The 26,046-nt window shown below is 68.2% G+C and carries 23 protein-coding genes; 15 read left to right on the plus strand and 8 right to left on the minus strand.

Annotated elements, in window-relative coordinates:
- Window positions 1–9: 9 nt before the first annotated feature.
- The gene (locus tag QO011_RS14505; RefSeq protein WP_307273089.1) at window positions 10–1,083 is read left to right on the plus strand and encodes an SDR family oxidoreductase; all 1,074 of its coding nucleotides are present in this window, start codon (window positions 10–12) and stop codon (window positions 1,081–1,083) included.
- A gap of 13 nt (window positions 1,084–1,096) precedes the next feature.
- Here QO011_RS14505 and hutC read toward each other — a convergent pair whose 3' ends face one another.
- The 3 genes from hutC to QO011_RS14520 form a co-directional block, all read right to left on the minus strand.
- A complete protein-coding gene (gene hutC, locus QO011_RS14510; RefSeq protein WP_307273091.1) occupies window positions 1,097–1,819 on the minus strand; it encodes a histidine utilization transcriptional repressor HutC in 723 nt (240 codons plus the stop codon).
- Window positions 1,820–2,032: 213 nt separating this feature from the next.
- Complete coding sequence (gene hutH, locus QO011_RS14515; protein WP_307273173.1) at window positions 2,033–3,568, minus strand: histidine ammonia-lyase; 1,536 nt, start codon at window positions 3,566–3,568, stop codon at window positions 2,033–2,035.
- Window positions 3,569–3,849: 281 nt separating this feature from the next.
- Window positions 3,850–4,812 carry a cucumopine synthase-related protein gene (locus tag QO011_RS14520; protein ID WP_307273093.1) on the minus strand — a complete coding sequence of 321 codons (963 nt, stop codon included), beginning with the start codon at window positions 4,810–4,812 and terminating at the stop codon, window positions 3,850–3,852.
- A gap of 408 nt (window positions 4,813–5,220) precedes the next feature.
- Between QO011_RS14520 and QO011_RS14525 the strand changes: the two genes are divergently transcribed.
- The 5 genes from QO011_RS14525 (at window position 5,221) to QO011_RS14545 (ending at window position 10,720) form a co-directional block, all read left to right on the plus strand.
- Window positions 5,221–6,177: a cucumopine synthase-related protein gene (locus tag QO011_RS14525; RefSeq protein ID WP_307273096.1), complete on the plus strand. Its 957-nt coding sequence runs from the start codon at window positions 5,221–5,223 to the stop codon at window positions 6,175–6,177.
- A 724-nt stretch (window positions 6,178–6,901) separates the two neighbouring features.
- Window positions 6,902–7,930: an ABC transporter substrate-binding protein gene (locus QO011_RS14530; protein WP_307273099.1), complete on the plus strand. Its 1,029-nt coding sequence runs from the start codon at window positions 6,902–6,904 to the stop codon at window positions 7,928–7,930.
- Window positions 7,930–9,012, plus strand: a complete 1,083-nt coding sequence (locus QO011_RS14535; protein ID WP_307273101.1) for an ABC transporter ATP-binding protein — start codon at window positions 7,930–7,932, stop codon at window positions 9,010–9,012. Before QO011_RS14530 ends, QO011_RS14535 begins: the two co-directional genes overlap by 1 nt.
- The gene (locus QO011_RS14540; RefSeq protein ID WP_307273104.1) at window positions 8,999–9,886 is read left to right on the plus strand and encodes an ABC transporter permease; all 888 of its coding nucleotides are present in this window, start codon (window positions 8,999–9,001) and stop codon (window positions 9,884–9,886) included. Before QO011_RS14535 ends, QO011_RS14540 begins: the two co-directional genes overlap by 14 nt.
- Window positions 9,887–9,892: 6 nt before the next feature.
- Window positions 9,893–10,720, plus strand: a complete 828-nt coding sequence (locus QO011_RS14545) for an ABC transporter permease (RefSeq protein ID WP_307273107.1) — start codon at window positions 9,893–9,895, stop codon at window positions 10,718–10,720.
- Between the two features lie 15 nt (window positions 10,721–10,735).
- On the opposite strand, the gene QO011_RS14550 is transcribed toward QO011_RS14545, so the two are convergent.
- Both QO011_RS14550 and QO011_RS14555 read right to left on the minus strand, forming a co-directional pair.
- Complete coding sequence (locus QO011_RS14550; protein ID WP_307273110.1) at window positions 10,736–11,020, minus strand: YciI family protein; 285 nt, start codon at window positions 11,018–11,020, stop codon at window positions 10,736–10,738.
- Window positions 11,021–11,052: 32 nt separating this feature from the next.
- Entirely contained in the window at window positions 11,053–12,123 is a 1,071-nt protein-coding gene (locus QO011_RS14555) for a 2,3-butanediol dehydrogenase (RefSeq protein ID WP_307273111.1), read from the minus strand.
- 177 nt (window positions 12,124–12,300) lie between these two features.
- Between QO011_RS14555 and QO011_RS14560 the strand changes: the two genes are divergently transcribed.
- Window positions 12,301–13,308 carry an NAD(P)-dependent oxidoreductase gene (locus QO011_RS14560; protein WP_370881959.1) on the plus strand — a complete coding sequence of 336 codons (1,008 nt, stop codon included), beginning with the start codon at window positions 12,301–12,303 and terminating at the stop codon, window positions 13,306–13,308.
- 18 nt (window positions 13,309–13,326) lie between these two features.
- Here QO011_RS14560 and QO011_RS14565 read toward each other — a convergent pair whose 3' ends face one another.
- From QO011_RS14565 to QO011_RS14575, 3 genes are all read right to left on the minus strand, one after another.
- The gene (locus QO011_RS14565) at window positions 13,327–14,988 is read right to left on the minus strand and encodes an extracellular solute-binding protein (RefSeq protein WP_307273112.1); all 1,662 of its coding nucleotides are present in this window, start codon (window positions 14,986–14,988) and stop codon (window positions 13,327–13,329) included.
- 7 nt (window positions 14,989–14,995) lie between these two features.
- Entirely contained in the window at window positions 14,996–15,928 is a 933-nt protein-coding gene (locus QO011_RS14570; protein WP_307273114.1) for an intradiol ring-cleavage dioxygenase, read from the minus strand.
- Between the two features lie 84 nt (window positions 15,929–16,012).
- The gene (locus tag QO011_RS14575) at window positions 16,013–17,074 is read right to left on the minus strand and encodes a maleylacetate reductase (protein ID WP_307273115.1); all 1,062 of its coding nucleotides are present in this window, start codon (window positions 17,072–17,074) and stop codon (window positions 16,013–16,015) included.
- 157 nt (window positions 17,075–17,231) lie between these two features.
- Between QO011_RS14575 and QO011_RS14580 the strand changes: the two genes are divergently transcribed.
- The 8 genes from QO011_RS14580 to QO011_RS14615 all read left to right on the plus strand — a co-directional run bounded on the left by QO011_RS14580 (window position 17,232) and on the right by QO011_RS14615 (window position 26,034).
- The gene (locus QO011_RS14580; protein WP_307273117.1) at window positions 17,232–17,996 is read left to right on the plus strand and encodes an IclR family transcriptional regulator domain-containing protein; all 765 of its coding nucleotides are present in this window, start codon (window positions 17,232–17,234) and stop codon (window positions 17,994–17,996) included.
- Window positions 17,997–18,169: 173 nt separating this feature from the next.
- Complete coding sequence (locus tag QO011_RS14585; RefSeq protein ID WP_307273119.1) at window positions 18,170–18,892, plus strand: 3-oxoacid CoA-transferase subunit A; 723 nt, start codon at window positions 18,170–18,172, stop codon at window positions 18,890–18,892.
- Window positions 18,889–19,578, plus strand: coding sequence for a 3-oxoacid CoA-transferase subunit B (locus QO011_RS14590; RefSeq protein ID WP_307273121.1), 690 nt, complete (start codon window positions 18,889–18,891; stop codon window positions 19,576–19,578). Before QO011_RS14585 ends, QO011_RS14590 begins: the two co-directional genes overlap by 4 nt.
- Before the next feature lie 11 nt (window positions 19,579–19,589).
- Complete coding sequence (gene pcaF, locus QO011_RS14595) at window positions 19,590–20,792, plus strand: 3-oxoadipyl-CoA thiolase (RefSeq protein WP_307273123.1); 1,203 nt, start codon at window positions 19,590–19,592, stop codon at window positions 20,790–20,792.
- Between the two features lie 207 nt (window positions 20,793–20,999).
- Window positions 21,000–23,267, plus strand: coding sequence for an FdhF/YdeP family oxidoreductase (locus QO011_RS14600; protein WP_307273125.1), 2,268 nt, complete (start codon window positions 21,000–21,002; stop codon window positions 23,265–23,267).
- A gap of 224 nt (window positions 23,268–23,491) precedes the next feature.
- Window positions 23,492–24,904, plus strand: coding sequence for a cytochrome ubiquinol oxidase subunit I (locus QO011_RS14605; RefSeq protein WP_307273126.1), 1,413 nt, complete (start codon window positions 23,492–23,494; stop codon window positions 24,902–24,904).
- A 3-nt stretch (window positions 24,905–24,907) separates the two neighbouring features.
- Window positions 24,908–25,912 (plus strand): cytochrome d ubiquinol oxidase subunit II, encoded by a 1,005-nt coding sequence (gene cydB / locus QO011_RS14610; protein WP_307273128.1) that lies wholly within the window; start codon window positions 24,908–24,910, stop codon window positions 25,910–25,912.
- Window positions 25,912–26,034 (plus strand): DUF2474 domain-containing protein, encoded by a 123-nt coding sequence (locus QO011_RS14615; protein ID WP_307273130.1) that lies wholly within the window; start codon window positions 25,912–25,914, stop codon window positions 26,032–26,034. The genes cydB and QO011_RS14615 overlap by 1 nt, the downstream gene beginning before the upstream one ends.
- Window positions 26,035–26,046: the final 12 nt, after the last annotated feature.

The following is a 26,046-nucleotide window of genomic DNA, read 5'->3' on the forward strand; positions in this document are numbered from 1 at the left end:
GATGAGGACATGACCCGCAAGAACGCACTCGTGGTCGGCGTCACGGGCATCTCCGGCGCCAATGCGGCGGATCTCCTGGTCGCGGAGGGTTGGACCGTCCACGGGCTGGCGCGGCGCCCGCCGGAGGATCTGCCCGGCGTCAACCCCGTTGCAGCCGACCTGCGCGATGCCGCCGGCACCCGCGCGGCGCTCGCCGGCCTCGACATCAGCCATGTCTTCTTCTGCACCTGGGCCCGGCAGGAGAGCGAGGATGCCAATTGCCGCGTCAACGGCGCCATGCTGCAGACCCTGCTCGACGGGGTGACGGCCCATTCCAGGCTCGACCACGTCGCGCTGGTGACCGGCCTGAAGCACTATCTCGGGCCGTTCGAATCCTACGGCAAGGTCAAGCCCGACACGCCGTTCCGCGAGGACCAGCCACGGCTGCCCTACCAGAACTTCTACTACGTGCAGGAGGACATCCTCTTCGCCGAAGCCGCCCGGCACGGCTTCGGCTGGTCGGTGCACCGCCCCCACACCATGATCGGCTGGGCGATCGGCAACGCCATGAACATGGGCGTCACGCTCGCGGTCTATGCGGCGATCTGCAGGGAGATCGGCCGCCCCTTCCTGTTCCCCGGCACGCCGCAGCAATACGAGGCGGTGACCGACGTCACCGACGCCCGCATCCTGGCGAAGCAGCTCGTCTGGGCCGCGACGACGCCGGCGGCCCGCGACCAGGCCTTCAACATCACCAATGGCGACGTGTTTCGCTGGCGGCGGCTCTGGGCCGCCCTGGCGGCCGATCTCGGCGTCGAGGTCGCGCCCTATCCCGGCCACCCCACGCCGCTGGAGCAGCAGATGGCCGGCCAGGAGGGCACCTGGGACCGCATCGTCGCCAAGCACGGGCTCGCGCCCCATCCGCTCGGGACGCTGGCCTCCTGGTGGCACACCGACGCCGATCTCGGCCGCGAGCTCGAAACCTTCACCGACATGACCAGGAGCCGCGCGCTCGGCTTCATGGATCTTCAGATCACCGAGCGCTCCTTCACCGACCTGTTCCAGCGCCTGCGCGCCGAGCGGATCATTCCGCCGCGCGGCTGACCGGTCGCCGCGTTCAGGGCGGTCCGTGCACCGGCGCGGACGGCGTGAAGCGCACGACGAAGCGGTGGCGGTCGCCGGGATAGATCAGCCGCACGAAGGTGATGAGGTCACCGTTGAGCCAGGTGCGCCGGGCGATGGAAATGCAGGCGGTGCGCTCCACCACCTGCAGCTTCTTGGCCATCATGGCATCGGCGGAGATCGCCCGGATCGAGTGCTCGCCTTCGCTGAAGGACACGTTCTTCAGCAGCCAGCTTCCCGGCGGCTCGTCCTTGAACTGGAGGCGCTCGGCCTGCGGCACCACGTCGAGGTTGATCTGGCGGGTCTCCATGGTGAAGGGCAGGCTGTCGGCATAGTGCATCACCTCCATGAACAAGAGCCGGGTGCCGATGGGCACGCGGACATGCCGGGCGTCGGTCGCCTCCGTCACCTTGCGGATGCTGCGATTGCTGATCTCGAAGCTGTAGGTCCGGTCGATCGCCAGGATCTCGGCGCGGATGTCCTGGATGTGCATCAGGGGCTCTTCCAGGCGCGGCGGCGCCACGTAGGAGCCCAGCTTGCGCTTGCGCGTGATCATGCCGGCCGCCGCCAGGCTCGACAGGGCCTTGTTGACCGTCATCCGCGAGCATTTGTAGATCTCGACCAGCTCGAGCTCCGAGGGGATGCGCGTTCCCGGCCCCCATTCGCCGGTCGCGATCTTGGTCTCGATGCCGCGCTGGATTTCCGCGTAGAGAGGCATGGATTGCCTGGCCGGCTGGGTATCGTCCTCGGACAGGGGCGCCCTCGCTGAAACTTCGTTCTCGCTCACGGACCGGACCCCTCGTCAGGCACAATCATACCAGTCAGGCCCTCATTCCCGAACAGGTGCCGATGAAGTGATCCATCGGCGGTCCGATCATGTCCGGCCCGGCGGCGCAGTGAGGAGCGCTCCGCCCGGGCGGGACGCCGACCGTCAGCTGTCCAGGACGGGAAGAATGCCGGCGCTCACGGCCCGCGCCAGGTGCCCGGTTGAAACCAGGTCGGCAGCCAGGCGCAGGTCCTCGGCCATGTAGCGATCGTCCGCCAGCTCCGGCACGACGCTGCGCACGATTTTGCGGACTGCGTTCAGCTCCGGGCTCGAGGCGAGCGGTCGCCTGAGGTCGATGCCCTGGGCCGCGGTCAAGGTTTCGATGCCGATGATCGAGAACAGGTTCTCGGTCATCGCCAGCAGCCGCCGCGCGCCGTGGCATGCCATGGACACGTGGTCCTCCTGGTTGGCGGAGGTGGGCGTCGAATCGACCGAAGCCGGATGCGACATCTGCTTGTTCTCGGACATCAGGGCCGCGGAAGTGACCTCGGCGATCATGAACCCGGAATTCAGGCCGGGCCTCGGCGTGAGGAAGGCGGGCAGGCCGTAGCTCAGGACCGGATCGACCAGCAGCGCGATGCGCCGCTGCGCGATGGAGCCGATCTCGCAGACCGCGATCGCGATCTGGTCCGCGGCAAAGGCGACGGGCTCGGCGTGGAAGTTTCCGCCGGACACGATCGTGCCATCGGAGAGCACCAGCGGGTTGTCGGTGGCCGCGTTGGCTTCCATCTTGAGGGTCTGGGCCGTCTGGCGCAGGAGGTCGAGGCAGGCGCCGACCACCTGCGGCTGGCAGCGCAGGCAATAGGGGTCCTGCACCCGCTCGTCGCCCAGTTGGTGGCTGGCGCGGATCTCGGATCCCTGCATCAGCAGGCTCAGGGCGGACGCGGCGTCGATCTGGCCGCGATGTCCGCGCAGGCCGTGGATCTCGGGATGGAAGGGCGAGGTCGAGCCCATCGCGGCGTCGGTCGAGAGCGCACCCGAGATCAACGACGACACCAGCGCCCGGTGCGCCCTGAAAAGGCCCGCCAGGGCCAAGGCGGTGGAGGTCTGGGTGCCGTTGATCATGGCCAGCCCCTCCTTGGCCTTCAGGGCGATCGGCGACAGGCCTGCCTTCGCCAGGCCCTGGCGCGCCGGGACGAGATCGCCGTCGACCCTGACCATGCCTTCCCCGATCAGGGCCGCGGTCATGTGCGCCAGCGGCGCCAGGTCGCCGGATGCGCCCACGGATCCCTTTTCCGGGATGATCGGCAGGACGCCGCTTTCGAGCATGGCGGCGAGCGCCTGCACGACCTCGGGCCGCACGCCGGATGCTCCGCGCCCGAGCGAGATCAGCTTCAGCGTCATGATCAGGCGCACGACCGCGTCCGGCAGCGGCGCGCCGACGCCGCAGCAATGGGAGAGGATGAGGTTGCGCTGCAGCCTGTCCACATCTTCCGTGGGGATCCGCACGCTGGCGAGCTTGCCGAAGCCGGTGTTGATGCCGTAGTGGGCCTCGCTGCCCCCGAGAATGTCCGATATCCGCTCGGACGATGCCCGCACGCGCGGCAAGCAGGCGGGATCGAGACGCGGGACGATCCCGGTTTCATAGACCGCCTGGAGCGTGTCGAGCGAGACATCACCGGGAACGAGCACGTTGGCCATGGGTCGAGCCTCTACGGGAGCGCCGCAGCGGGAAGGCCGACGGCCGCGCGTTGATTTGTATATACAATAGCAAATTGCGGGGACGTGTAAAGCGCCGCCGGCGGCCGTGGGGCAGGGCGGCCCGGGATCGCGGGCCGCCTGGAGCGTTTTGCGATTTGCCGGAATCGGCAAGAATCGCAAAGACGCGTCGAAACAATGAGTGAGAGCAAAACGCGTTTACGCACAAACGCGCTTTGCTCTGGCGCCGGGTGCTGATCGCTGATCTCCGATCGGGCCTCCGCTCAGGCCGGATTCGTCAGGTTGAAGCGGCCGGGGAGCTCCTGGCCCCTGACGCTGCGGCCGAAGAACACGCCGATATGCCAGGGGAAATAGTGATAGGACCAGGCGCACAGGCGATTGCCGTACATGACGAAGGTCCGGAGCAGGGCGCGCAGTTCCTCCTTGTCCTCGGTGTCCCGGATCGCGGCGCGCAGCTTCAGCGAGAAGTCGCGCAGCGTCGTCAGGCCGGAGAAGCCGAGATATTCCGAATAGGGCTCGTCCTCGGTGTCGACGACCGCGATCAGGTCTTTGTGCGAGAGCATGTCGACATATTTCACCCAGTTGAACGCGGTGTACATGATGTGGTCGCGCAGCATGCCGTTGGCGAAGTCCCAGGCCGTGAAGTACTGGCCGTAATTGCCGGTCTCGCCGATCTCGCCGAGCCGGATGCGGCGCAGGTCCTCCGGCTCCACCGTCTGGATGCGCTTGGCTTCGGCGTAGAATTCCGCGGCCACGCCCTCGAGGCCGGCAAAGCGGCTCTTGCCGGTGAAAGCCTGCGCCGGATCGTGCGGGCTCACCTCGACGAAGATGTGCTCCTTGGCGAAGAACAGGTTGTTCCAGATCGCCTTGCCGACGACGGGCAGGAGATGCAGGTAGTCCGGCAGAACCTTGCCGAGAACCGGCTGGGCCAGGGTCTCGGTGCTCCGGCCGTAGTTGATGGAGAACTTGTTGCCGGTCTTCTGCGAATAGCGCAGGTCGCCTGGCCGGCAATCCGAAAGACGGATCGTCTGGCGCACCGGCGCCGTGCTGATCGTCGGGGCCCAGGCATAGAGGGACTCGCCGGAGACCACCGGATGGGCCTGCATCACCTTGAACGGCAGATCCTGCCAGAACTCCTCGCAGAGTTCCGGGTTCAGCTCATCGGCGAGCTCGGCGACCACCGCCATGCCGAGCTCCGGCCATTTGATGTCAACAAGTCGGCCCATCCGTCGGTTCCTTTCCTGCGTGCGGGGTTGGCATGCAATAACCCCATAAAGGTCTATACATAAAACAAAGCCCGATCGACGCAAGCCGATTTGTCCGACGGTCGAATCGGCCGGCGCCAAGGGCCGTCGGGCTGGACAGTCTCTCCGTCCGGATGATGTGAGATGTGACGCTCGTGGAAATATATCCTTCAATATCAAGGTTTTGTCTATCTAGTCGGGCACTTTTGACATCCTCGGCTGCGCGATCGACCGACTTGCTCCCTGCCTCCATGGGAGCTTCGAAGGGGTGCGTTGGGCGCCAAAAATGTCTGCGTTACCTCTGATTAAGTATATACAAAACGATCATTATGATTATGCTGCCGTCACGGGTGAGGCCCGTCGCATCGCCAACCAGGGACGAGTGGGACCATGTCGGATAGAAGCCTGAGCGAAGTGGTCAGGGCGATAAGGGAGGAGACCGACAAGATCCGGGCTGCCGAGCCCGAGGAGGTCTACAAGATCCGGACCGGAGCCATGGACAATCAGGCCGGCACGAATGGCCAGTATTTCACGACGTGGGATTTCGCCAATGGCATGATCCGCGACATGTCGATGTACACTTGGTATCACTTCGTCGAGCTGGCGGAGGATGAGAGCTTCTCGCTCGACCAGCTCTGCGCCGTCGTCAACCTGTTCGACCATCCCTACAGCAACTACCTGCGCTACAGCGGCTTTCCGAAGCTGGGCGGCTTCGCCCTCGCGCTGCGGCGGCATCTGCCGTCGGCGGCGAGCCGGCAGGACGCGGTCGAGGCCGTGCGCGCCATGTGCGCCTATACCAATCTGCTCAGCGCCTGGTCCTTCCACTATTTTCCCTGGAATCTGGGCGCGGGGCAGTTCGGCTATGCGGCGCCGGGCGAACCGCTCCCGTCCCTGTCCGACCTCTCCCGCCGCGTGGCAATTCGCGACGGCCGCAGGGTCAGGCTCACCTGGAAGCCTCTCGGCATCACCGTCGAGGCGATCCTGGCGGTGAGGGAGAATCCGGATCTCTGCGAGGACATCGTCGCGGCACTGCCTTTCACCATCCTGCAGGACCATGCCGTGGTCAGCGGCGAGGCCATCTATGCCTGGGCGCCGGTGGTCAGCACGGCGCCCGTGCAGGTGAAGGAGCGTCAATGCGACGCTCCGGTCGGGCGAATCCGCTTTTCCCAGGGGACGGGAAACAAGCTCATCATCCAGTATGGCGCGGCGACCGAGGACATCGCGACGCCGGTGCTCGGCGAGGTCGTGCCGGAACACAAGGATCGGCTCGTCGAGGTTGGGCGGCATGTCATGAAGAGCACGTTCGAGACCAAGGAGCCGATCTGGCTCGAGGTCGCGCTGGCCTGAGGCGTCTTGCGATTTGGCGGACTCGCCGAGAGTCGCCAAGAGTCGCAAAGACGCGTCGAAGCAAGGATCTGGAGCAAGGCAGCGTTTCCGCCCGAACGCGCTTTGCTCCGCGGCGGCGGACCTGCGGGGGCGTGCGGGAATGGCGCCGGTGCCGGCGGAATCCGTCTTGTCACGCCGGCTCCGGTTGGTATTATGTATATACTAAACTGCCGCATATAAGGCAGAAAAGCTTAGATATAAGGCAGCAGAGGAGAACGGACGCCATGGCGTTCAGGATGGATGCCGGCTGCGTCGGCGCCGAGCCGGCGACTGGCCTTTTCCCGCCTCCGGCCGACGGGCCGGGGGCTCGTGCCGCGGAGCCTGTCGGCCACGCTTCATCCGGCGGCGTGCGTCCGGCCTCGGCCCGCCTCGACTAGTGCGGCACCCGGCCTTTCGCGAGGCCAGCCCGGCAGGACGGCGCCGGGCGGCGATGCCGCGAGCCTGGCCCGGACGGGCTGCGGTGTTCGGGCCGGGAAGCGACGTGGCGCCGGTCTGACGTGCCGATGTGGATCGCGCTGGCCGCAGGAGCCGGCGCCGTCTTGACGCGACCGGATACCGACCGGGGCTGCCGGCGCCCGGTTCATGGACTTCACGGACATTGCGCTGGCCGTATGGTCTCGGCCGCGACGAACCGCTCCGCGCCGATGACGGGCCGGCGGACAACAGCCTCGAGGGGAAGATGGCGATGACATGGATCGGACGTCGAACGCTGCTCAAGAGCATGGCCGTGATCGCGGCCATGGCCCTGGGCGCATCCACGCAGGCCCGGGCGCAGGAGAGGGAGCTCATCCTCAGCGGCTTCGGCGGCGCCTATGACGAGGCAATGGCGCAGAGCGTCAAGGATTTCGAGAAGGCCAACGACGTCAAGGTCACGATCGTGGCCGGATCCGGGGCCAACAACATGGCGCGCGTCCGCAACAAGGAGATCGACGTCATCGTCTCCGATCCAGTCTTCGCGCTGCGCATGGAGGCGGAGGGCGCCTTCGCGCCGCTGGACCCGAAGCTGGTGCCCAATCTCGCCTCGCTCTACCCCAAGGCCATCTATTCGCCGGCGGTCGTCGCGGCCAATTTCGGCGCCTATGTCCTTGCCTACAATCCGGGCGAGGTGAAGCCGCCGCAGTCCTGGTACGATCTGGCCGATCCTCAGTACAAGGGGCGCGTCGCGTTGCGCGGCTTCCGGCCGGAGAACATCGAGCTGATCACCCTGTTCGCCAAGCTCGCGGGCGGCGACGAGCGTCATCCCGATGCCGGCTTCGCCGAGCTGGCCAAGATCGCCGGCAACATCGACGTCTGGATCAATGCCCACGCCGATCACCTCGAGCTCTATCGCAACGACCAGATCTCCATGAGCGTGTGGACCGACGGCCGCATCGCCTGGGCGCACGACGCCGAAGGCGTCAATGTCAAGGGCGCCATTCCGAAGGAGGGCTTCTTTCCGCTGGCCTCGACGCTGAGCGTGGTCGCCGGCCGCCCGAACACGGACCTGGCGGAGAAGCTCGCGAACCACCTGCTCGGCGCGCAGGCCGGCCTGATCATGGCGCAGAAGCTGGGCTATTTCCCCACCAACAAGCAGGCGGTCCTGCCGCCGGACGTGCAGGCCAAGATGATGCTCACGCCGCAGAACGTCGACAGCTTGCAGAGCGCCGACTGGAAATACATCGTGACCGTGTATGACGCGTGGCAGTCTCGGTGGGAGCGGGAAATCCAGAGATAATGGCCGATGGCATCGATATCGAGCTGTCGCATTGCGGCAAGAGCTACGGACAGTTCAGCGCCCTGAAGGACGTCTCCCTGCAGGTCCGGAGCGGCGAGTTCATCACCGTTCTCGGCCCCAGCGGCTGCGGCAAGACCACGACGCTCCGCGTCATCGGCGGATTCACCATCCCCGACGAAGGCCGCGTCTCGATCCGGGGCCGGGATGTCACGACCCTGCCGCCGCATCGGCGCAACATCGGCGTGGTCTTCCAGAACTACGCCTTGTGGCCGCATATGACGGTCTTCGAGATCATCGCCTTCGGCCTGCGCATCCGCCGGATGGCACGCGAGGAGATCGCCCGGCGTGTCGACCGGGCGCTCGGAATGGTCCAGCTTTCCGGCCTGAAGGATCGCTATCCCCGCGAGTTGAGCGGCGGCCAGCAGCAGCGCGTCGCGACGGCGCGGGCCCTGGCCATCGATCCCGAGGTCATCATTCTCGATGAGCCGCTGTCCAATCTCGACAGGCGCCTGCGCGAGGACATGCGCATCGAGCTGAAGCGGCTGCAGCGCTCCCTCGGGGTGACGATGCTGTTCGTCACCCACGACCAGGAGGAGGCGCTGTCGATGTCGGACAGGGTCGTGGTCATGCAGGCGGGCAGCATCCAGCAGGTCGCCGATCCGCGCACGGTCTACGAGCGCCCGGCCAACAGCTTCGTCGCCGGCTTCCTCGGCAGCGCCAATTTCCTCGACGGCGAGATCGTCGAGAATGCCGGGGACCAGAAGGCCCTCGTCCGCCTGCCGGGAGGGGCGGTCGTCGGCGCCCATTCGCCGGTCCAGGCGCGCGCCGGCGAGACGATCCGCCTGATCGTCAGGCCGGAATGGCTGGTGCTGGCGCGTCCGGCGGCCGGTGCGGATGCGGGCGAGCTCGGCGGGACCGTCCGCGAGATCATCTACGAAGGGTCTGCCGTCCGCTACGGACTGAGCCTCGATCACGGGCCGGAAGCGCTCGTGTTCCTGCAGGAGCGGTCCAATGCCGACGTGCTCAACCCGGGAGACAGGGTCAGGATCCATGTCGCGAGCGCCGTCATTGCCCAGGACTGACGGCCCCGGCGACGGCGCCCTGGCGAGGGCCGGCGGACTGATCGCCCGCGGCTCGCTCTTCCTGCCGTTCGCCTTCGTCGCCCTGTTCTTCTTCGTGCCCATGGGCTGGCTGATCGCCACCAGCCTGTCGTCGCACGAGCTCGGCAGCGCTCCCCGGTTCACCGGCACGCTGGAGCACTATGCCCGGTTCTGGACCGATCCGTTCTATCTGGAGACGGCGCTGTGGACCACGATCAAGCTGTCCGTCCTGTCGACGGTCTTCGCCCTGATCATCGGCTATGTCCTGGCCTATTACATCGCCGGGCTGCCGTCCAATCGCCGCGGCCTGCTCACCAGCCTGGTGGTCGTCTCGCTGTCGGTCAACATCGTCATCCGCATCTTCGGCCTCAACGTGCTCCTGATGAACGGCGGCCTGGTCACCGGCGCGCTCGGCCTGATCGGGCTCGGGCCGATGCGGATCATGTATACCGAGCTCGGCGTGCTGATCGGGCTCGTCCAGATCGCCGTGCCCTATGTCGTGCTGCCGCTGATCGGCGTGCTCGCCGCCATCGATCCGGCGCTGAAGGAGGCCGCCGCGAGTGTCGGGGCGGGCCGGCAGCGGACCTTCTGGGCCGTGACCTTTCCGCTGTCGCTGCCCGGCGTCGTCGCCGGCACGCTGATCGCGTTCACCCTCAATGCGGCGGCCTTCGCCATCCCCTCGCTGATGGGGGGCGGACGGGTGAGGATGATGGGCATGATGGCCTACGAGCAGGCCACGATCCAGGGCAACTTCCCCTTCGCCGCCGCGATCGGCATCAGCCTGACGGTGCTCAGCATCGTCGTGACGGCCATCTATCTCGTCGCCGTTCGTCGCATCTTCCGGACATCGAGGTAACGCCGAATGACAGCCCTCGCCCGAAACACCGGCCGGCCTGCGCGACTGCGCCTTCCGATGGGCCTCGGCATCGCGGCGTTCTGCGGCTTCGTGTTCGTCGCCGCGCCGCTGGTCGTGGTCGCCGGTGCCGCCCTCAATGCCGACGCCATGGTGTTTCCGCCGCGATCCCTGACCCTGCATTGGATGATCGCGGCGCTGACCGATCGAAGCTTCGTCGATGCCGCGCTGGTCAGCCTGGCCGTCGCCGTCGTGGCCGCGGCCGTCTCGACCATCTTCGCCCTGCCGGTCGCCCTGCGGCTGCGCAAGGCATCGCCCTTCGTCGCCAGCGTGCTGACGCTGTCCTTCATGGGGCCGCTGCTGGTGCCCTCGGTGATCTTCGCGCTCGCGCTCTATTCGGTGATCATGTCCGCGTTCGGGGTCACGAGCCTGGCGGCGCTGATGATCGGCCACGTCATCATCACCATGCCCTATCCCGTCCGGACCATCACCGCCGTCATGGACAACCTCGACCCGGCGCTGGAGGATGCGGCGGGCAGCGTCGGCGCGACGCCCTGGCGGACGTTCCTGTCGATCACCCTGCCGCTGATCAAGCCGGGCGTGATCGCCGGCTTCCTGTTCGCCTTCATCACGTCCTGGAACGATTTCTCCATCTCGATCTTCCTGACGCCGCGCCAGCTCCAGCCGCTGCCGATCAGGATCTACGAGTACCTGCTCTATCAATACCGGCCGCTGATCGCCGCCGTCTCCACCTGGTCGGTGATCGGCTCGGCGATCATCGTCATCGTCATCGACAGGCTGGTCGGGCTGAACGTCTTCTCCGGCCGCAGGGGCTGAGGGACGCCGCCGAGGTCAGCGGTTGTCGACCCGCTTCAGGAAGGGGTTGATGTGGACGTGCTCCCACACGCCGGCCGCCTTGAACGGGTCGTTGTCATGGAAGGCCAGGACCTCGTCCTTGCTGTCGGCCTCGACCACGAAGCAGCTGCCGATCATGGTCTCGCCGTCGTCGGCGACCAGCGGGCCCGAGATCACCGTCCTGACCTTGGCCTGCGCCAGATAGGCCTTGTGGGCGTCGTAGTTGGCGAGCCGCGTCGGCAGGGCGCCGGGCTTGTCGAGGGCGTGGATGACATAGTGCATGCGCGTTGTCCTTGCGGTGGGGCGGCGGCCGGTCAGCTGGAGCGGACCAGGATCTTCATGTTGCGGCCGGAGGGATCGAGCAGCTCGTCGAAGCCCCTGGCCACGACATGCTCGGGATCGATGGTCGATGTCACGATCGCCTCGACGGGATAGAGCCCCGCCGCGATCATCCCGGCGATCCGCGGCCACACCGTGGTCGGATAGCACCAGGTCGCTTCGATCGTAATGTCCTTCAGCGCCCACAACATGGCGTCGATCGCCGCCGGCCGGGTGTGTAGCCCGACCTGCACCACGCGGCCGCGCCGGCGCACCGCCTTGGCGCAGCTGTTCAGCGAGGCTTCGAGGCCGACGCATTCGATCGCCACGTCGACGCCGACGCCGTCCTCGCTGTGCTCCCGGACGAAGGCGGCGACGTCGACCGCCTTCGGGTCGACGACGAGGGCATCGGGCACCAGCCGCCCGGCGAGGGCACGGCGGTTCGGGTTCGGCTCGGCCACGATGATGGTGCTCGCGCCGGCGGCCCGGCAGGCGAGCAAGGTCAGGGCGCCGATCGGACCGAGGCCCGAGAGCAGCACGGTCGACCCGGCCTGCACCCCGCCGCGATCGACGGCGTAGAGGGCCACGGCGGCCGGCTCGATCATCGCCGCCTGCACGTCGCTCACCGCATCCGGCACCTTGAAGACGTTGTAGTCGTTGACGACGGCGCGCTCGGCCATGCCGCCCCAGGCCCAGGACAGGCCGACGCAGCCGAGGTTCTCGCTGAGATGGAAGAGCCCGCGCCGGCCGTAATAGTCGTCGCGCGGCGACACCAGCGGCTGGATCGAGACGCGGTCGCCGGGCCTGACGTTGGTCACCGCCTTGCCGGTGTCGAGCACCTCGGCCGAGAACTCGTGGCCGAGGATCTGCGGCAGCCGGGCGCCGGTGTAGCGATGCGGCTCGGCCGGCGTGACGATCGGCCCTGCCACATATTCATGCAGGTCGGTGCCGCAGATGCCGCACACGATCGGCCGGATCAGGACATCGCCGTCCTTCAAGGGGCCCTGGGGGCCCGGCACGTCTTCGACGCGAATGTCGCGCCTGTCATGGAAGCGCACGGCGCGCATGGTTCCTCCCCACCTGTGGGAGCTGGGGCCTCGGCGGCGCTCCCTTCGTCCTAGAGCACGTCTGCAGATAAGCGCGCTGCGCTCTCCGCCGTCATGGCCGGACTTGATCCCCGGACGACGCCTCGAGCTCGAAGCCTAGCGACCGGTCGCCGCGAGCCCAGCACGAAGATGTTCAAGATGAATATCTTCCCGGGCGACGACCTGGTGAAGAGGCGCCAAGCTGTCCTGCAGAAGACGCAACCTGGGATGCCGGCCGGGCCGGGAGCGGCGGACATGCGGATCGGGTGGATCGGAATCGGCAAGATGGGCAGCCCGATGGCCCGGGCGGTGCTGTCGGCCGGCTATGCCGTCACCGTGCTGGAGCCCCTGATCGAGAACCGTGCCAGCACCGTCGCAGCGGGCGCCGGGGTTGCCGATTCGATCGAGGAGCTGGCGGCACGCTCGGATGTGATCCTCACCACCGTGGCGCAGGACGACGTGCTGCATGATCTCGTGTTCGGCGACGGCGGGCTGGCGCAGCATCTGGCGTCCCGTCACGTCTTCGTCGACGTCAGCACGGTGTCGCCGCGTCTCTCCGCCGAGATCGGCGACGTGCTCGCGGCCCGGGCCGTCGACTATCTTCGCGCGCCGGTGTCCGGCAGCACCGCGACGGCGCAATCGGCGCAGCTGACCGCGATGGTGTCCGGCCCGAAGCGGGCCTGGGCCCTGGTGAAGCCGGTCCTCGCCTGCTTCGCGGCAAGGCAGTTCTGGGTCGGCGAGCGGGAGGAGGCGCGCTATCTCAAGCTCGCGATCAACGTGCTGGTGGGCGGCACCTCGGCGCTGCTGGCCGAGGCTTTGGCCGTCGGCCGCGCCGGCGGCCTGCCCGTGTCCGTGCTCATGGACGTCATCTGCCAGAGCGCCGTCGGCTCGCCCCTGCTCGCCTATAAGCACCAGGCCATCGTCGGCAACGATTTCGATCCGTCCTTCTCGATCAGTCAGATGATCAAGGATTTCGAGCTGATCTGCGAGGTCGTGCGGCAGACGGACGGCCCGGCCGAGCTGAGCGAGGCGGTGCGGCGCCGCTTCGAGGCCGCGCGCCGCCGCGGCCTGGGCGACCGGGACTATTTCGTGGTGACGCGCGACCACGAGCCGGCGGAGCCCGTCGACCCCGTCCCCGGCTCCTTCCCCGGCATCGAGTTCGGCTGAGCCTTCCTCGATCGCGGCTCAGGCGCGCGCGAGCTCGGGCTCGGCCCGCTGCATGATGTGCTCCACGGCCCTCTGGGCTTTGCCGAGGGCCTCGGCATCGCTGCACTCGCGGCGCAGGGCGCGGTGCAGCACCTCGCCGAGGACGGCCTCGATTGCCGCATATTGTGGAATCTCCGGCCGCTGATGCGTGCTGAGAAGGTTGCGCTTCGCCAGCCCGTCGACGAAGGGGATCAGCGGCGATCCGGCCTGCACCTCGGGGTCGGCCGCGACGCTGAACCGGGGCACGACCGGGAAGCCGTTCTTGGCGTGGGCGCGCATGGCCTCCGGCGAGGCCATCGAGGCGATGGCCTCGAAGGCCCGGCGGGCTCGCGCCTCGGGCAGATTGGCCGGCACGGCGAGCAGGAAGCCGCCCATGGGGGAGAGGTTGCTGCCGCCGGGACCCGCAGCGTGCGGGAGATATCGGACCTTCCGCTTCACCGCCGAATGGATGTCGTATTCGAACCGTGCGGCCCGCATGGTCCAGACATAGGAGAGGGCGCTCCGGCCGTGCAGGAAGAGATCGAGGCCGCGCTTCCATTCCATGGTCAGCACGTCGGGCGGCGACACCTCGACGAGGCGGTGCATAAAGTCGAGAACCTCGCGGCCGGCCCTGCCGTCAATGTCGACGGCGCCGGCTGCCGCATCCCGGCGCCGGCCCAGGATGCCGCCGCCGCAGGCGCCGAGGAAGAACATGAAGCTGTGCGCCAGCGGCATGCCCCGGGCGGCGTTCCAGACGACGCCGTAGCGATCGCGTCCGGGATCGTGGAAGGCGCGGGCGACGCCGACCACGTCGTCGAAGCTGCGCGGCGGCTGCAGGCCCGCTTCGTCGAGCCAGTCCCGGCGGGCTGCCAGGATCTCGATCGTGACGTAGATGGGCACCGCGAACTGCACGCCCTGCCAGGCGCCGGTCTGCCAGACCATAGGCTGGAAATCGTCGGGGTTGATCAGCCGCGGCTCGTTGAAGCCGGCGAGGGGGGCCAGGGCGCCGCGGCTGGCGAATTCGCCGAGCCAGGGCATGTTGACGGTGACGACGTCGAAGGCGGAGACCTCGGCTTCGGCATTGGCGCGCAGCCGGCCGTAGAGCTCGGGCAGGATGCGCATCTCGAAGTCGCGGCGCGTGGCCCGGTTGCTGCGGAAATCCACCCACATGTTGTGCATCGAGGCGAAGTAGTTGTCGTCGTGCAGCAGGAAGCGCAGCCGGTCGTCCGTCGCCCCGCCGGCGCTCGCGGGACGTTCGGCCATGCCGCCGAAATAGAAATCGCTCTCGTCCTCGATCGCCATGCTCCGGCCGAAGGTCTCGGCCAGGAGGCACTTCATCTGCCGCGCATAGGTCTCGAAGCGCGCCCTGAGCTCGGGGCTCGGATGCAGCGTGAAGCTCTTGCCCGTCGCCGTGCGCGAGCGCTTGAGGATGGCGCCCTCGTCGATCATCCGGTGAACGCGGCGCAGCGCCGTCGCATAAGGCAGCTCCGCCACGTCGACCAGGGAGGAGAGCGTCACCGGCTGGCCGGCGATCTCCGACTCGATGAGATGCGTGACGATGTTCCAGGACGCATCCGGCTCGGCCGACGGCACGAGGGAGACATAGGGCTGCCGCGTGCGCCGGAGGAAGCGGATGACGCGCTGGAGCTCATATTCGTTCATGGCCGATTCACGCGGTCACGGAACCCGCGGGCTTGCCCGCGGCGGCGCGGGCGAGGGCGAAGTCCCAGTCGACCTGCCAGAACGGCCGGCCGAAGCCGCTCTGCGCCACGGCCGCGGGATCCTCGACCTTGCGGAAGTCGGCGATCAGCGACTCCTTGACGCCGAACACCGCATCTTCCGAGAGATAGGGGCAATCGGGCGTGAAGATATGGGTGATCACCGGATCGTAGCCCGGCACGGTGACGATGAAGTGGAGATGCGCCGCCCGGTTGGGATGGCGGCCGAGCGCCGCCAGCATCTTGCCCACCGGCCCGTCGTCGGGGATCGGGTAGTAGCGCGGCTTGGACGAGCGGAACCAGTAGCGCCCCTCCGCGTCGCTGGTGAAGACGCCGCGCAGGTTGAAGTCCGGCTGCACGCCCTTCTGCTGCACGTCGTAGAAGCCGTCCTCATTGGTCTGCCACACGTCGATCGTCGCGCCGGCGATCGGGTGCCCTTCGGTGTCGAGCACGCGCCCCCGCACGATCGCCGGCTCGCCCTTGCCGTCGAGGCAGATGTTGGCGCCGTGCTCGTAGCGCGGCGCGTCGGCGACGTAGAAGGGCCCGAGGATGGTGTTCTCGGTCGCGCCGCTCGGGCGGCGATGGTTGATCGAATCGACCAGCATGGAGACGCCGAGCGTGTCCGACAGCAGGATGAATTCCTGCCGCCATTGCGTGCACATGTGGCCGGTCTCGGTGAGGAACTTGATGGCGGCCAGCCATTCCTCGTGCGTCGGCTCGATCTCCTTGACGGCCGCGTGCAGATGCTTGACCACCGCGGTCATGACCTGCCGCAGGCGCGGCGTGACGTCGGGCCCCATGCGGGCATTGACCACCGCTTCTGAGGTCTCCTCCTCGAAATAGGGGTATTTCTGGAATTGCCGGTGGGGCTTCACCTCGGTCATCGGCCGTCTCCTTGCTTGTTCTTGTGGTCTCGCCGGGCACTCGGAGCCTTCCGACGCCGCATCCCCGCGAGCCGTGCCGCGCTTCTAGGCGCGCGGCGGCTCGCCGGCATAGGCGCGCGCGATCAGGTCGCGCAGGGCCGTGCGGTCGAGCGGGCGCGGGTTCCAGTAGGGGTTCTTCATGGCGCTGTCGGCGGCGGCCTCGATGCCGCTCTCCGGCATGCCGAGATCGCGCAGGGCGAGCGGCGCGCCGAGGCGGGCGGCGAGGTCGTAGAGGCCCGGCGCCGCCTCCGCGGCGCCGAGCGCCTCGGCGATCGCGCCCATCGCTTCCGGCGCCGCCGGGGCATTGTAGGCGGTCGCGTGCGGCAGCACGGCCGTATGGGTCTCGGCATGCGGCAGGTCGAAGGCGCCGCCGAGCGTATGGCAGAGCTTGTGGTGCAGCGCCATGCCGACGGCGCCGAGGCAGGTGCCGCAGAGCCAGGCGCCGTAGAGCGCGTCGGAGCGTGCCTCCGCATCGTGCGGCGTCTCGACGATGCGCGGCAGGGCGCGGGCCAGCGCCCGGATGCCTTCGGCCGCCATCATGGCGATGATCGGGTTGCGGTCCTGCGCATAGAGCGCCTCGACCGCATGGGCGATGGCGTTCATGCCGCTTACGGCCGAGAGATGGGGCGGCAGCGACAGGGTGAGGTCCACGTCGTAGATGACCACTTCGGGGAGCACCCTGGGGCTCTTCTGCGTCGTCTTCACGCCGCCCTGGGTCTCGCCGAGGATCGGCGTCATCTCCGAGCCCGCATAGGTCGTCGGCGCGACGATCTGGGGCAGGTCGGTCCGGAGCGCGATGGCCTTGGCGAGCCCGGTGGTCGAGCCGCCGCCGACCGCCACCAGCCCGTCGATCCGCTCGGCCGCCACGTGACGCATGGCCGCCTCGGTGACGCCGACCGGCGTGTGCATGGTGGCGCCGGCGAACACTCCGGCGGCGCGCGTCCCGATGCGCCCGGCCAGCGCGCCGGCTTCGGCCTCCTGCTGCGGTGTCGACAGCACGAGCACCCGCTCGAGGCCGAGCCGCTCGACCTCGGCCGGCAGCCGGGCGAGCGTTCCCGATCCGAAGATGACGCGCGCCGGATGGGCGGAATAGATGAAGGGCTGCATCGCTCGTCGCCTCCGATCCGGTTTCCCCGCGCAAACCGCCTCGACTTGACGCGGCCAAAATGTTCAATTATCGAACAATATTGTATTATCGCACAGTTGAGCACCGGGATGGCCGGGCGTCAACTTTTTCGTGCCGCGTCCGGCTTCGAGGTCCGCCATGAGCGACGAACGTCCCGGAGACATGATGGGAGGCTTCGCCAAGGGCCTCTCGGTGCTCGGCGCCTTCGGCCAGGGCCATGAGCGCCTGACCATCGCGGCGGCGGCGCGGCTGGCCGGGCTCGACCGGGCGACGACGCGCCGCTGCCTGATCACGCTGCAGCGGCTCGGCTTCGCCACCTTCGACGGCAAGTGCTACGCCCTCACGGCGCGGGTCCTGACGCTCGGCCATGCCTATCTCGCCTCGACGCCGCTGCCGGAGCAGCTGCAGCCCTTTCTCGACCGGCTCGCGGGCACGATTCAGGAATCCTGCTCCTGCTCGATCCTCGACGGCACCCATATCGTCTACATCGCCCGGGCGGCCCAGCGCCGCGTCATGTCGATCAGCCTGGGTGTCGGCAGCAGGCTTCCCGCCTATTGCTCCTCCATGGGGCGGGTGCTGCTCGCCGCGATGACGGACGAGGAAGCCCTGGCGCTGATCGACCGCTCGGACCTGCAGGCGCTCACGGCGCGGACCCTGACGAAGCGGGAGGACCTCGCCACCGAGATCGCCAGGGTGCGGCGCGAGGGCTATTGCATCGTCGACGAGGAGCTCGAGATCGGGCTTCGCTCCTTGGCCGTTCCCATCCGCAGCCGGTCCGGCCGCGTGGTGGCGGCGCTGAACACCGGCGTGCAGACGAGCCGCGTCGGCCTGGACCGCCTGCGCGCCGAGTTCCTGCCGAACCTGCTCGAGGTCCAGGCCCAGCTCGCGGCCGTCATCGCCTGACCCCTGCGAGCCATCGCTCCCGACGCGAGGCTTCGCCTGACTCGGCCATACTTTGTTCGATTATCGAACGAAGATTTTTTATCGCACAAATTTCTTGTCGTCGCGGCGATTGCGCCGTATTCCTCGCGAGGCACCGCACGCACCAAGACCAAGGCGCCGGTGAGGAGGTGGGGATGGACAAGACGATCGCCAGCCTGGCGGAGGCCGTCGCCGGCATCGAGGACGCGAGCACGGTGATGATCGGCGGCTTCGGCGGCTCCGGCGCTCCGATCGAGCTGATCCATGCCCTGATCGACCGTTTCACGCGGACGGGCAGCCCGGGGGGGCTGACCGTCGTCAACAACAATGCCGGCAATGGCAGGGTCGGCCTCGCCGCGATGATCGAGCTCGGCATGGTGGCCAAGCTGATCTGCTCCTTCCCGCGTTCCGCCGATCCCCGCGCCTTTGCCGAGAAATATCAGGCCGGCGCGATCGCCCTGGAGCTGGTGCCGCAGGGCACGCTGGCCGAGCGCATCCGGGCCGGCGGGGCCGGCATTCCGGCCTTCTACACCCCGACCTCCTACGGCACCGAGCTGGCGGCGGGAAAGCCGACGGCGGAATTCGACGGCAGGCCCTATGTGCAGGAGCGCTGGCTCAAGGCCGATGTCGCCCTGGTCAAGGCGCATGTCGGCGACCGGCTCGGCAACCTCATCTACAACAAGGCGGCGCGCAATTTCGGCCCGCTGATGTGCATGGCCGCCCGCAGCGCCATCGTCCAGGTTTCCCGGATCGTGCCGCCCGGCGGGATCGACCCCGAGCACGTCGTCACGCCGGGTATCTTCGTCGACAAGCTGGTCGAAGTGTCCGAGCCGCAGCAGGAAGAGCTGCTCAACCGCGCCGGAGCGAGCTATCCATGAGCGACATCATCGTCGAGGACATCAAGCTGTCCAACGCCCAGATCGCCTGGCGCGCGGCGCAGGACATCGCCGACGGCGCCTATGTCAATCTCGGCATCGGCTTTCCCGAAATGGTCGCCCGCTATCAGCCGCCCGGGCGCCAGGCCATCTTCCACACCGAGAACGGCATCCTCGACTTCGGCGAGTCCCCGCCGCCGGGCGAGGAGGACTGGGACCTGATCAACGCCGGCAAGAAGGCGGTGACGCTGCGCCCGGGCGCCTCCTTCTTCCATCATGCCGACAGCTTCGCCATGGTCCGGGGCGGCCATCTCGACGTGGCGATCCTCGGCGCCTATCAGGTCGCCGAGACCGGCGATCTCGCCAATTGGAGCGTCGGCGCCAAGGGCGTGCCGGCGGTCGGCGGGGCGATGGACCTGGTGCACGGCGCCAGGCGCGTGGCTGTCGTCACCGAGCACGTCACCAAGACCGGCGAGCCGAAGCTCGTCGAGCGCTGCAGCCTGCCGCTCACCGGCGTCGGCTGCGTGACGCGCATCTATTCCAGCCTGGCCGTGATCGACATCGAGCGCGGCCGCTTCGTGCTGCGCGAGAAGCTGGCGTCGATGAGCCTTCCCCGGCTGCAGGCCCTGACCGGGGCCGAGCTCGTCGTCGACGGGCCCGTGGCCGATCTGACCGTGCCCGACCTCTGAAGGAGCGACCCATGCCGGAGGCCTTCATCTGCGATTACGTCCGCACGCCGATCGGCCGCTTCGGCGGCGCTCTCTCGGCCGTGCGCGCCGACGATCTCGGCGCGGTGCCCCTCGCCGCGCTCATGGCCAGGAATCCCGCCGTGGACTGGGGGGCCGTCGACGACGTGATCCTCGGCTGCGCCAACCAGGCGGGCGAGGACAATCGCAACGTCGCCCGCATGTCGCTGCTGCTGGCCGGCCTGCCGGTCGGGGTGACCGGCACGACGATCAATCGGCTGTGCGGCTCCGGCATGGACGCCGTGATCGCAGCGGCCCGCGCCATCCGGGCGGGCGAGGCCGGGCTCATGATCGCCGGCGGGGTGGAGTCGATGTCGCGCGCGCCGTTCGTCCTCCCCAAGGCCGATGCCGCCTTCTCCCGCAATGCCGAGATCCACGACACGACCATCGGCTGGCGCTTCGTCAACCCGCTGATGAAGGCGCAGTACGGCGTCGATTCGATGCCGGAGACCGGTGAGAACGTGGCCGAGGACTTCGCCGTCAGCCGCGCCGACCAGGATGCCTTCGCGCTACGCTCGCAGGTCAAGGCCGCGGCCGCGCAGGCGAGCGGGCGGCTGGCGCGCGAGATCACGCCGGTGACGATCCCTCAGCGCAAGGGCGATCCGCTGGTGGTGGATCGCGACGAGCATCCCCGCGCGACCACGCTGGAGGCCCTGGCCAGGCTGCCGACGCCGTTCCGCAAGGGCGGCACGGTGACGGCGGGCAATGCCTCCGGCGTCAACGACGGAGCGGCCGCCCTGCTGCTCGCCGGCGAAGCCGCCGTGGCCAGGCACGGCCTGCGGCCGCTCGCCCGCGTTCTCGGCGGGGCGACGGCCGGTGTTCCGCCGCGGATCATGGGCATCGGCCCGGCGCCGGCCTCGAAGAAGCTGATGGCGCGGCTCGGGCTGACGGCAGCGGATTTCGACGTGATCGAGCTCAACGAGGCCTTCGCCAGCCAGGGGCTCGCGACGCTGCGCGACCTCGGCATCGCCGACGACGATGCCCGGGTCAACCCGAACGGCGGCGCCATCGCGCTCGGCCATCCCCTCGGCATGTCCGGGGCGCGTCTCACCGGCACCGCCGCGCTCGAGCTCACCCTGAACGGCGGCCGGCGGTCGCTCTCGACCATGTGCATCGGCGTCGGCCAGGGCATCGCCATCGCCCTGGAGCGGGCCTGAGGCTTCCCAAGCGCCGGCCGAGCGTCAACCCTCGCGACTGCGCGGGAAGCATCATCCGCGCCAGATCCGCGCCCGAGGCCATATCGGCGGCCCGCCGAGGCGTGCCCTCGGACAATCTGTCCACGTCGGTTGGACAAATTGTCCATCGATTTCAATAAGATATCATGATCTATTGGGTCCGGGACAGCTTCACGGGAGCGCTCGGACATGACGGACGGCAAGCCCCGCTATCAGACATACAACCATCCGGCCGGCGGCTGGGGCGCCGCCGCCGCAACCGCGAAGGTGCTCTTCGAGCAGAGCGTCATCACCAAGGGGTCCCGCGCCCTCCTGGCGATGAACCAGCCCGGCGGCTTCAAGTGCCCGAGCTGCGCCTTTCCCGATCCGGATCATCGGCAGACGCTCGAGTTCTGCGAGAACGGCGCCAAGGCGCTGGCGTTCGAGGCGACCAAGCGCAGGGTCACCCGCGCGTTCTTCCAGGCCCACACCGTGTCCGAGCTGATGGCGCAGTCCGACCATTGGCTCGAGATGCAGGGCCGGCTCACCGAGCCGATGCGCTACGACGCCGCCTCCGATCGCTATGTCCCCTGCGACTGGGACGCGGCCTTCGCCCTGATCGGCGCCCATCTGCGGGCGCTGGAGAGCCCGCATCAGGCGGAGTTCTACACGTCGGGCCGCACGCCCAACGAGGCCGCGTTCCTGTACGCCATCTTCGTCCGGGAGTTCGGCACCAACAACTTCCCGGACTGCTCGAACATGTGCCACGAGCCGACCAGCCGCGGCCTGCCGCCCGCCATCGGGGTGGGGAAGGGCACGGTGGTCATGGAGGATTTCGAGCACGCCGAAGCCATCTTCGTCATCGGCCAGAACACCGGCACCAACTCGCCGCGGATGATGACCAATCTCGTCGAAGCCCGGCGGCGCGGCGTGCCGATCGTGGCGGTCAATCCGATGCCGGAGCGGGCCCTCATCCGCTTCACCGAGCCGCAGGACGTGGTGCAGATGGCGACCTTCGGCTCGGTGCCGATCGCCAGCGAGTTCGTCCATATCCGCATCGGCGGGGACCTCGCCCTGTTCAAGGGCATGATGAAGGTGATGTTCGAGCGCGAGGCGCAGGGGGAGAGCATCATCGATCACGATTTTCTCGGCCGGCACACGGTCGGGTTCGAGGCCGTCCGCGACGACGTCCTGGCGCAGGCCTGGTCGGACATCGTCGAGGCGTCGGGCCTGGCGGAGGATCAGATCCGGCGTGTCGTCGACATCTATATCCGCTCGCGCGCGACGATGATCTGCTACGGCATGGGCCTGACCCAGCATCAGGAGGGCTCGCGCCTCCTGCAGCAGGTGGTCAATCTGCTGCTGCTGCGCGGCAATTTCGGCAAGCCCGGCGCCGGCATCGCGCCCATTCGCGGCCATTCCAACGTCCAGGGAGACCGGACGGTCGGCATCGACGAGCAGCCGCCGCAGGACTATCTCGACCGGGTGCGTGATGTCTTCGGCTTCGAGCCGCCGCGCGAGCCCGGCCATCACACCGTCGAGACCCTGGAGGCGATGGAGGCCGGCACCGCCAGGGTGTTCATCGGCATGGGCGGCAATTTCGTGCGCGCCGTCCCCGATACCGAGCGCTCCTATGCCGCCATGCGCAAGCTGGACCTGACCGTCGGCATCACCACGAAGCTGAACCGGGGCCACCTCGTGCACGGCCGCGACGCCCTCATCCTGCCGGTGATCTCCCGGTCCGAGGTCATCCGCACGGCGGCCGGCGAGCAGTTCGTCACGATCGAGGATTCGATGTCGAAGGTGACGGCGTCCCGCGGCGTGCTGGCCCCGGCCAGCCCGCACCTCCTGCCGGAGGTGGAGATCGTCTGCCGGATGGCGCTCGCGACCCTTCCCGACAGCAAGGTGTCGTGGGCGAGCTACATCCACGACTACGATCTCATTCGCGACAAGATCGCGGCGGTCTATCCCGACATCTATCGCGGCTTCTCGGAACGGATCAAGGCGCCGCAGGGCTTTCACCTCGACGTGCCGCCCCGGCGCCTGGTCTGGCCGACGCACAACGGCAAGGCCAATTTCCTGCTCCTGCCCGGCCTGGCAGTGAACGTTCCGGTCGCCGACCCGTCCATGCTGCGGCTGGCCACGGTGCGCTCGCACGACCAGTTCAACACGACGATCTACAGCAACAACGACCGCTATCGCGGCGTCTACAACGATCGCATGGTGCTGTTCATGAACGCCGAAGATCGGGCCGCGAGGGGACTGGACTCCGGATCCAGCATCGCGCTCGAGACGATCACCGACGATGGCGTGCGGCGCCGCGTGGACGGGCTGACGGTCCTGGACTATCCGATGCCGCGGGGCGCGGTCGCCGGATACTATCCCGAGTTGAACCCGCTCCTGCCGCTCGAATATTTCGACAGGATCAGCGGCACCCCTGCCGCCAAGTCCATCCCGGTCCGCGTCGTCGCTGTCTAGAGGCGGTCATGGACCGCGGATAGCGTCGCGATCGGACGATCCTGGCGGAGGGCCGGCGGGGACGCAGGTCCCGGCAACGCCGTGCCTCCCATCCGGCAGGTCTTGACTCCATCCGAACGCGATCTCCATGGTCCGTGACTGCCTCTAGGTGAGCCCGGCCGGGCGGCGATCCCGGCCTGGCACGACGTCGAAGACGATTTCGGCTCTGCAGGGAGGGTGGGACGTTGCTCGAGCAGTTGGACCCGGTGATCCTCGCACGCGCGCAGTTCGCCTTCACGGTTTCCTTCCATTTCATCTTCCCGGCCTTCTCGATCGGGCTCGCGAGCTACCTGATGGTGCTCGAAGGGCTCTGGCTGAAGACCGGGGAGGGCGTCTACGCCAACCTCTACCGCTACTGGCTGAAGATCTTCGCGGTGGCGTTCGGCATGGGCGTGGTGTCCGGCCTGGTGATGTCCTACCAGTTCGGCACCAACTGGTCGGTGTTCTCGGCCAAGGCGGGTCCGGTCATCGGCCCGCTCATGGCCTATGAGGTGCTGACCGCCTTCTTCCTGGAGGCCGGCTTCCTCGGCGTGATGCTGTTCGGCATCAGCAAGGTGGGCAAGGGCCTGCATTTCTTCGCCACATGCATGGTGGCGCTCGGCACGCTGATCTCGGCGACGTGGATCATCGCGGTGAACAGCTGGATGCAGACGCCTGCCGGCTTCGCGATCAACGCCAAGGGCCAGTTCGTGCCGGCGGGCTCCTGGCTGACGATCATCTTCAACCCCAGCTTTCCCTACCGCCTCGTCCACACCGTGATCGCGGCCTATCTCACCACCGCCTTCGTGGTCGGCGCCGTCGGCGCCTGGCACCTCCTCAAGGACCGCGCCAATCCCGGCGCGCGCAAGATGTTCTCGATGGCGATGTGGATGGCGGCCCTCGTCGCCCCCATCCAGATCCTGGCCGGCGATGCGCACGGCCTCAACACGCTGGAGCACCAGCCGGCCAAGGTCCTGGCCATGGAGGGCGACTACCAGCCGAGCCCCGACGGCGCTCCGCTCATCCTGTTCGGCCTGCCCAGCAACGAGGAGGCCCGCGTCCACTACGAAGTGTCGATCCCCCATGTCGGATCGCTGATCCTCAAGCACGATCCCTTCGCGCCGCTGCCGGGCCTCACCGACTTCCCGCGCGACCAGTGGCCGCCGGTGCCGATCGTCTTCTGGTCGTTCCGGATCATGGTCGCGATCGGCTTCGCCATGCTCGGCCTCGGCCTGTGGAGCCTGTTCGCCCGCTTCCGCGGCTGGCTCTACGACTGGTCCTGGCTGCACCGGGCCGCCGTCCTCATGGGGCCTGCCGGCTTCGTCGCGGTGATCGCCGGCTGGGTGACGACCGAGGTCGGCCGCCAGCCCTTCACGGTCTATGGCCTGCTGCGCACCGACGAGTCGCATTCGCCGCTCGCGGCCCCGGCGATCGCCGCGTCGCTGCTCGCCTTCGTCCTGGTCTATTTCACCGCGTTCGGGGCGGGCACCTATTATCTCCTGCGTCTGATGGGCAAGCCGCCCGAGCGTGGGGAGACGGAGCCGCCGAACGTGCCGCACCGCGCGGCCGGCATCACGCCGGCGGCGACCGTCGCCCTGCCCGTGCCGGCGGAGAAGTGAGCCATGGCCAGCCTCGACCTCACCATCGTCTGGGCCGGGATCATCGGCTTTGCCGTGATGGCCTATGTCGTGATGGACGGCTTCGACCTCGGCATCGGCATCCTGTTTCCGACCCTCGCGGTCGGAGACGAGCGGGACCAGGCGATGAATTCGATCGCGCCGGTGTGGGACGGCAACGAGACCTGGCTGGTGATGGGCGGCGGCGGATTGTTCGCGGCCTTTCCGCTCGCCTACGCCATCATCCTTCCGGCGACCTATCCCCTGATGATCGCCATGCTGCTCGGCCTGGTCTTCCGCGGCGTCGCCTTCGAGTTCCGCTGGCGCGATTCGGGTCACCGGCCGCTCTGGGACGCGGCCTTCTCGATCGGCTCGGTGGTCGCGGCCCTGGCCCAGGGCATCACGCTCGGCGCCATCCTCCAGGGCATCCGTGTCGAGAACGACGCCTATGCCGGCGGCTGGCTGGACTGGCTGAGCCCGTTCAGCGTGCTGACCGGCGTCGCGGTCGTGATCGGCTATGCGCTGCTCGGTGCGACCTGGCTGATCTGGAAGACCGAGGGGCCCTGCCAACGGCATGCCCGCCGTGCCGCGTTCTGGCTCGGCCTGGCGACGCTCGTCGCCCTCGGCGGCGTGAGCGCGGCGACGCCGTTCCTGCACTACGACTATTGGCGCCGCTGGTTCGCCATGCCGGGGGTGCTGGCCACGGCGCAGGTGCCGCTGCTGGTGGCGATCTCGACGGCCACCTTCTTCTGGAGCCTCCGGCGCGAGTTCGAATTGCTGCCGTTCCTCATGGCCCTCGTGCTCTTCCTCCTTGGCTTCGTCGGCCTCGGCATCAGCATCTACCCCCACATCGTGCCGCGGACGGTGACGATCTGGGACGCCGCCGCGCCGCACGACAGCCAGGTCTTCATGCTGGTCGGCGCCGTCGTCATCATCCCCCTCATCCTCGCCTATACGGCCTGGGCCTATTGGGTGTTCCGCGGCAAGGTCGGCACGCACGGCTATCACTGATGGCCTCGCCCGCGCCCCTCTGGCAGCGCCTCGCCTGGATGGCGGCGATCTGGGCGGCGAGCGTCCTCGCCCTCGGGGCCGTCGCCGGCGCGATCCGGTTCATGCTGGCGGGCTCGGGGTGAGCGGGCGTCGCC

Origin of the sequence: Labrys wisconsinensis (genome assembly GCF_030814995.1) — a bacterium.
Lineage (GTDB): Bacteria > Pseudomonadota > Alphaproteobacteria > Rhizobiales > Labraceae > Labrys > Labrys wisconsinensis.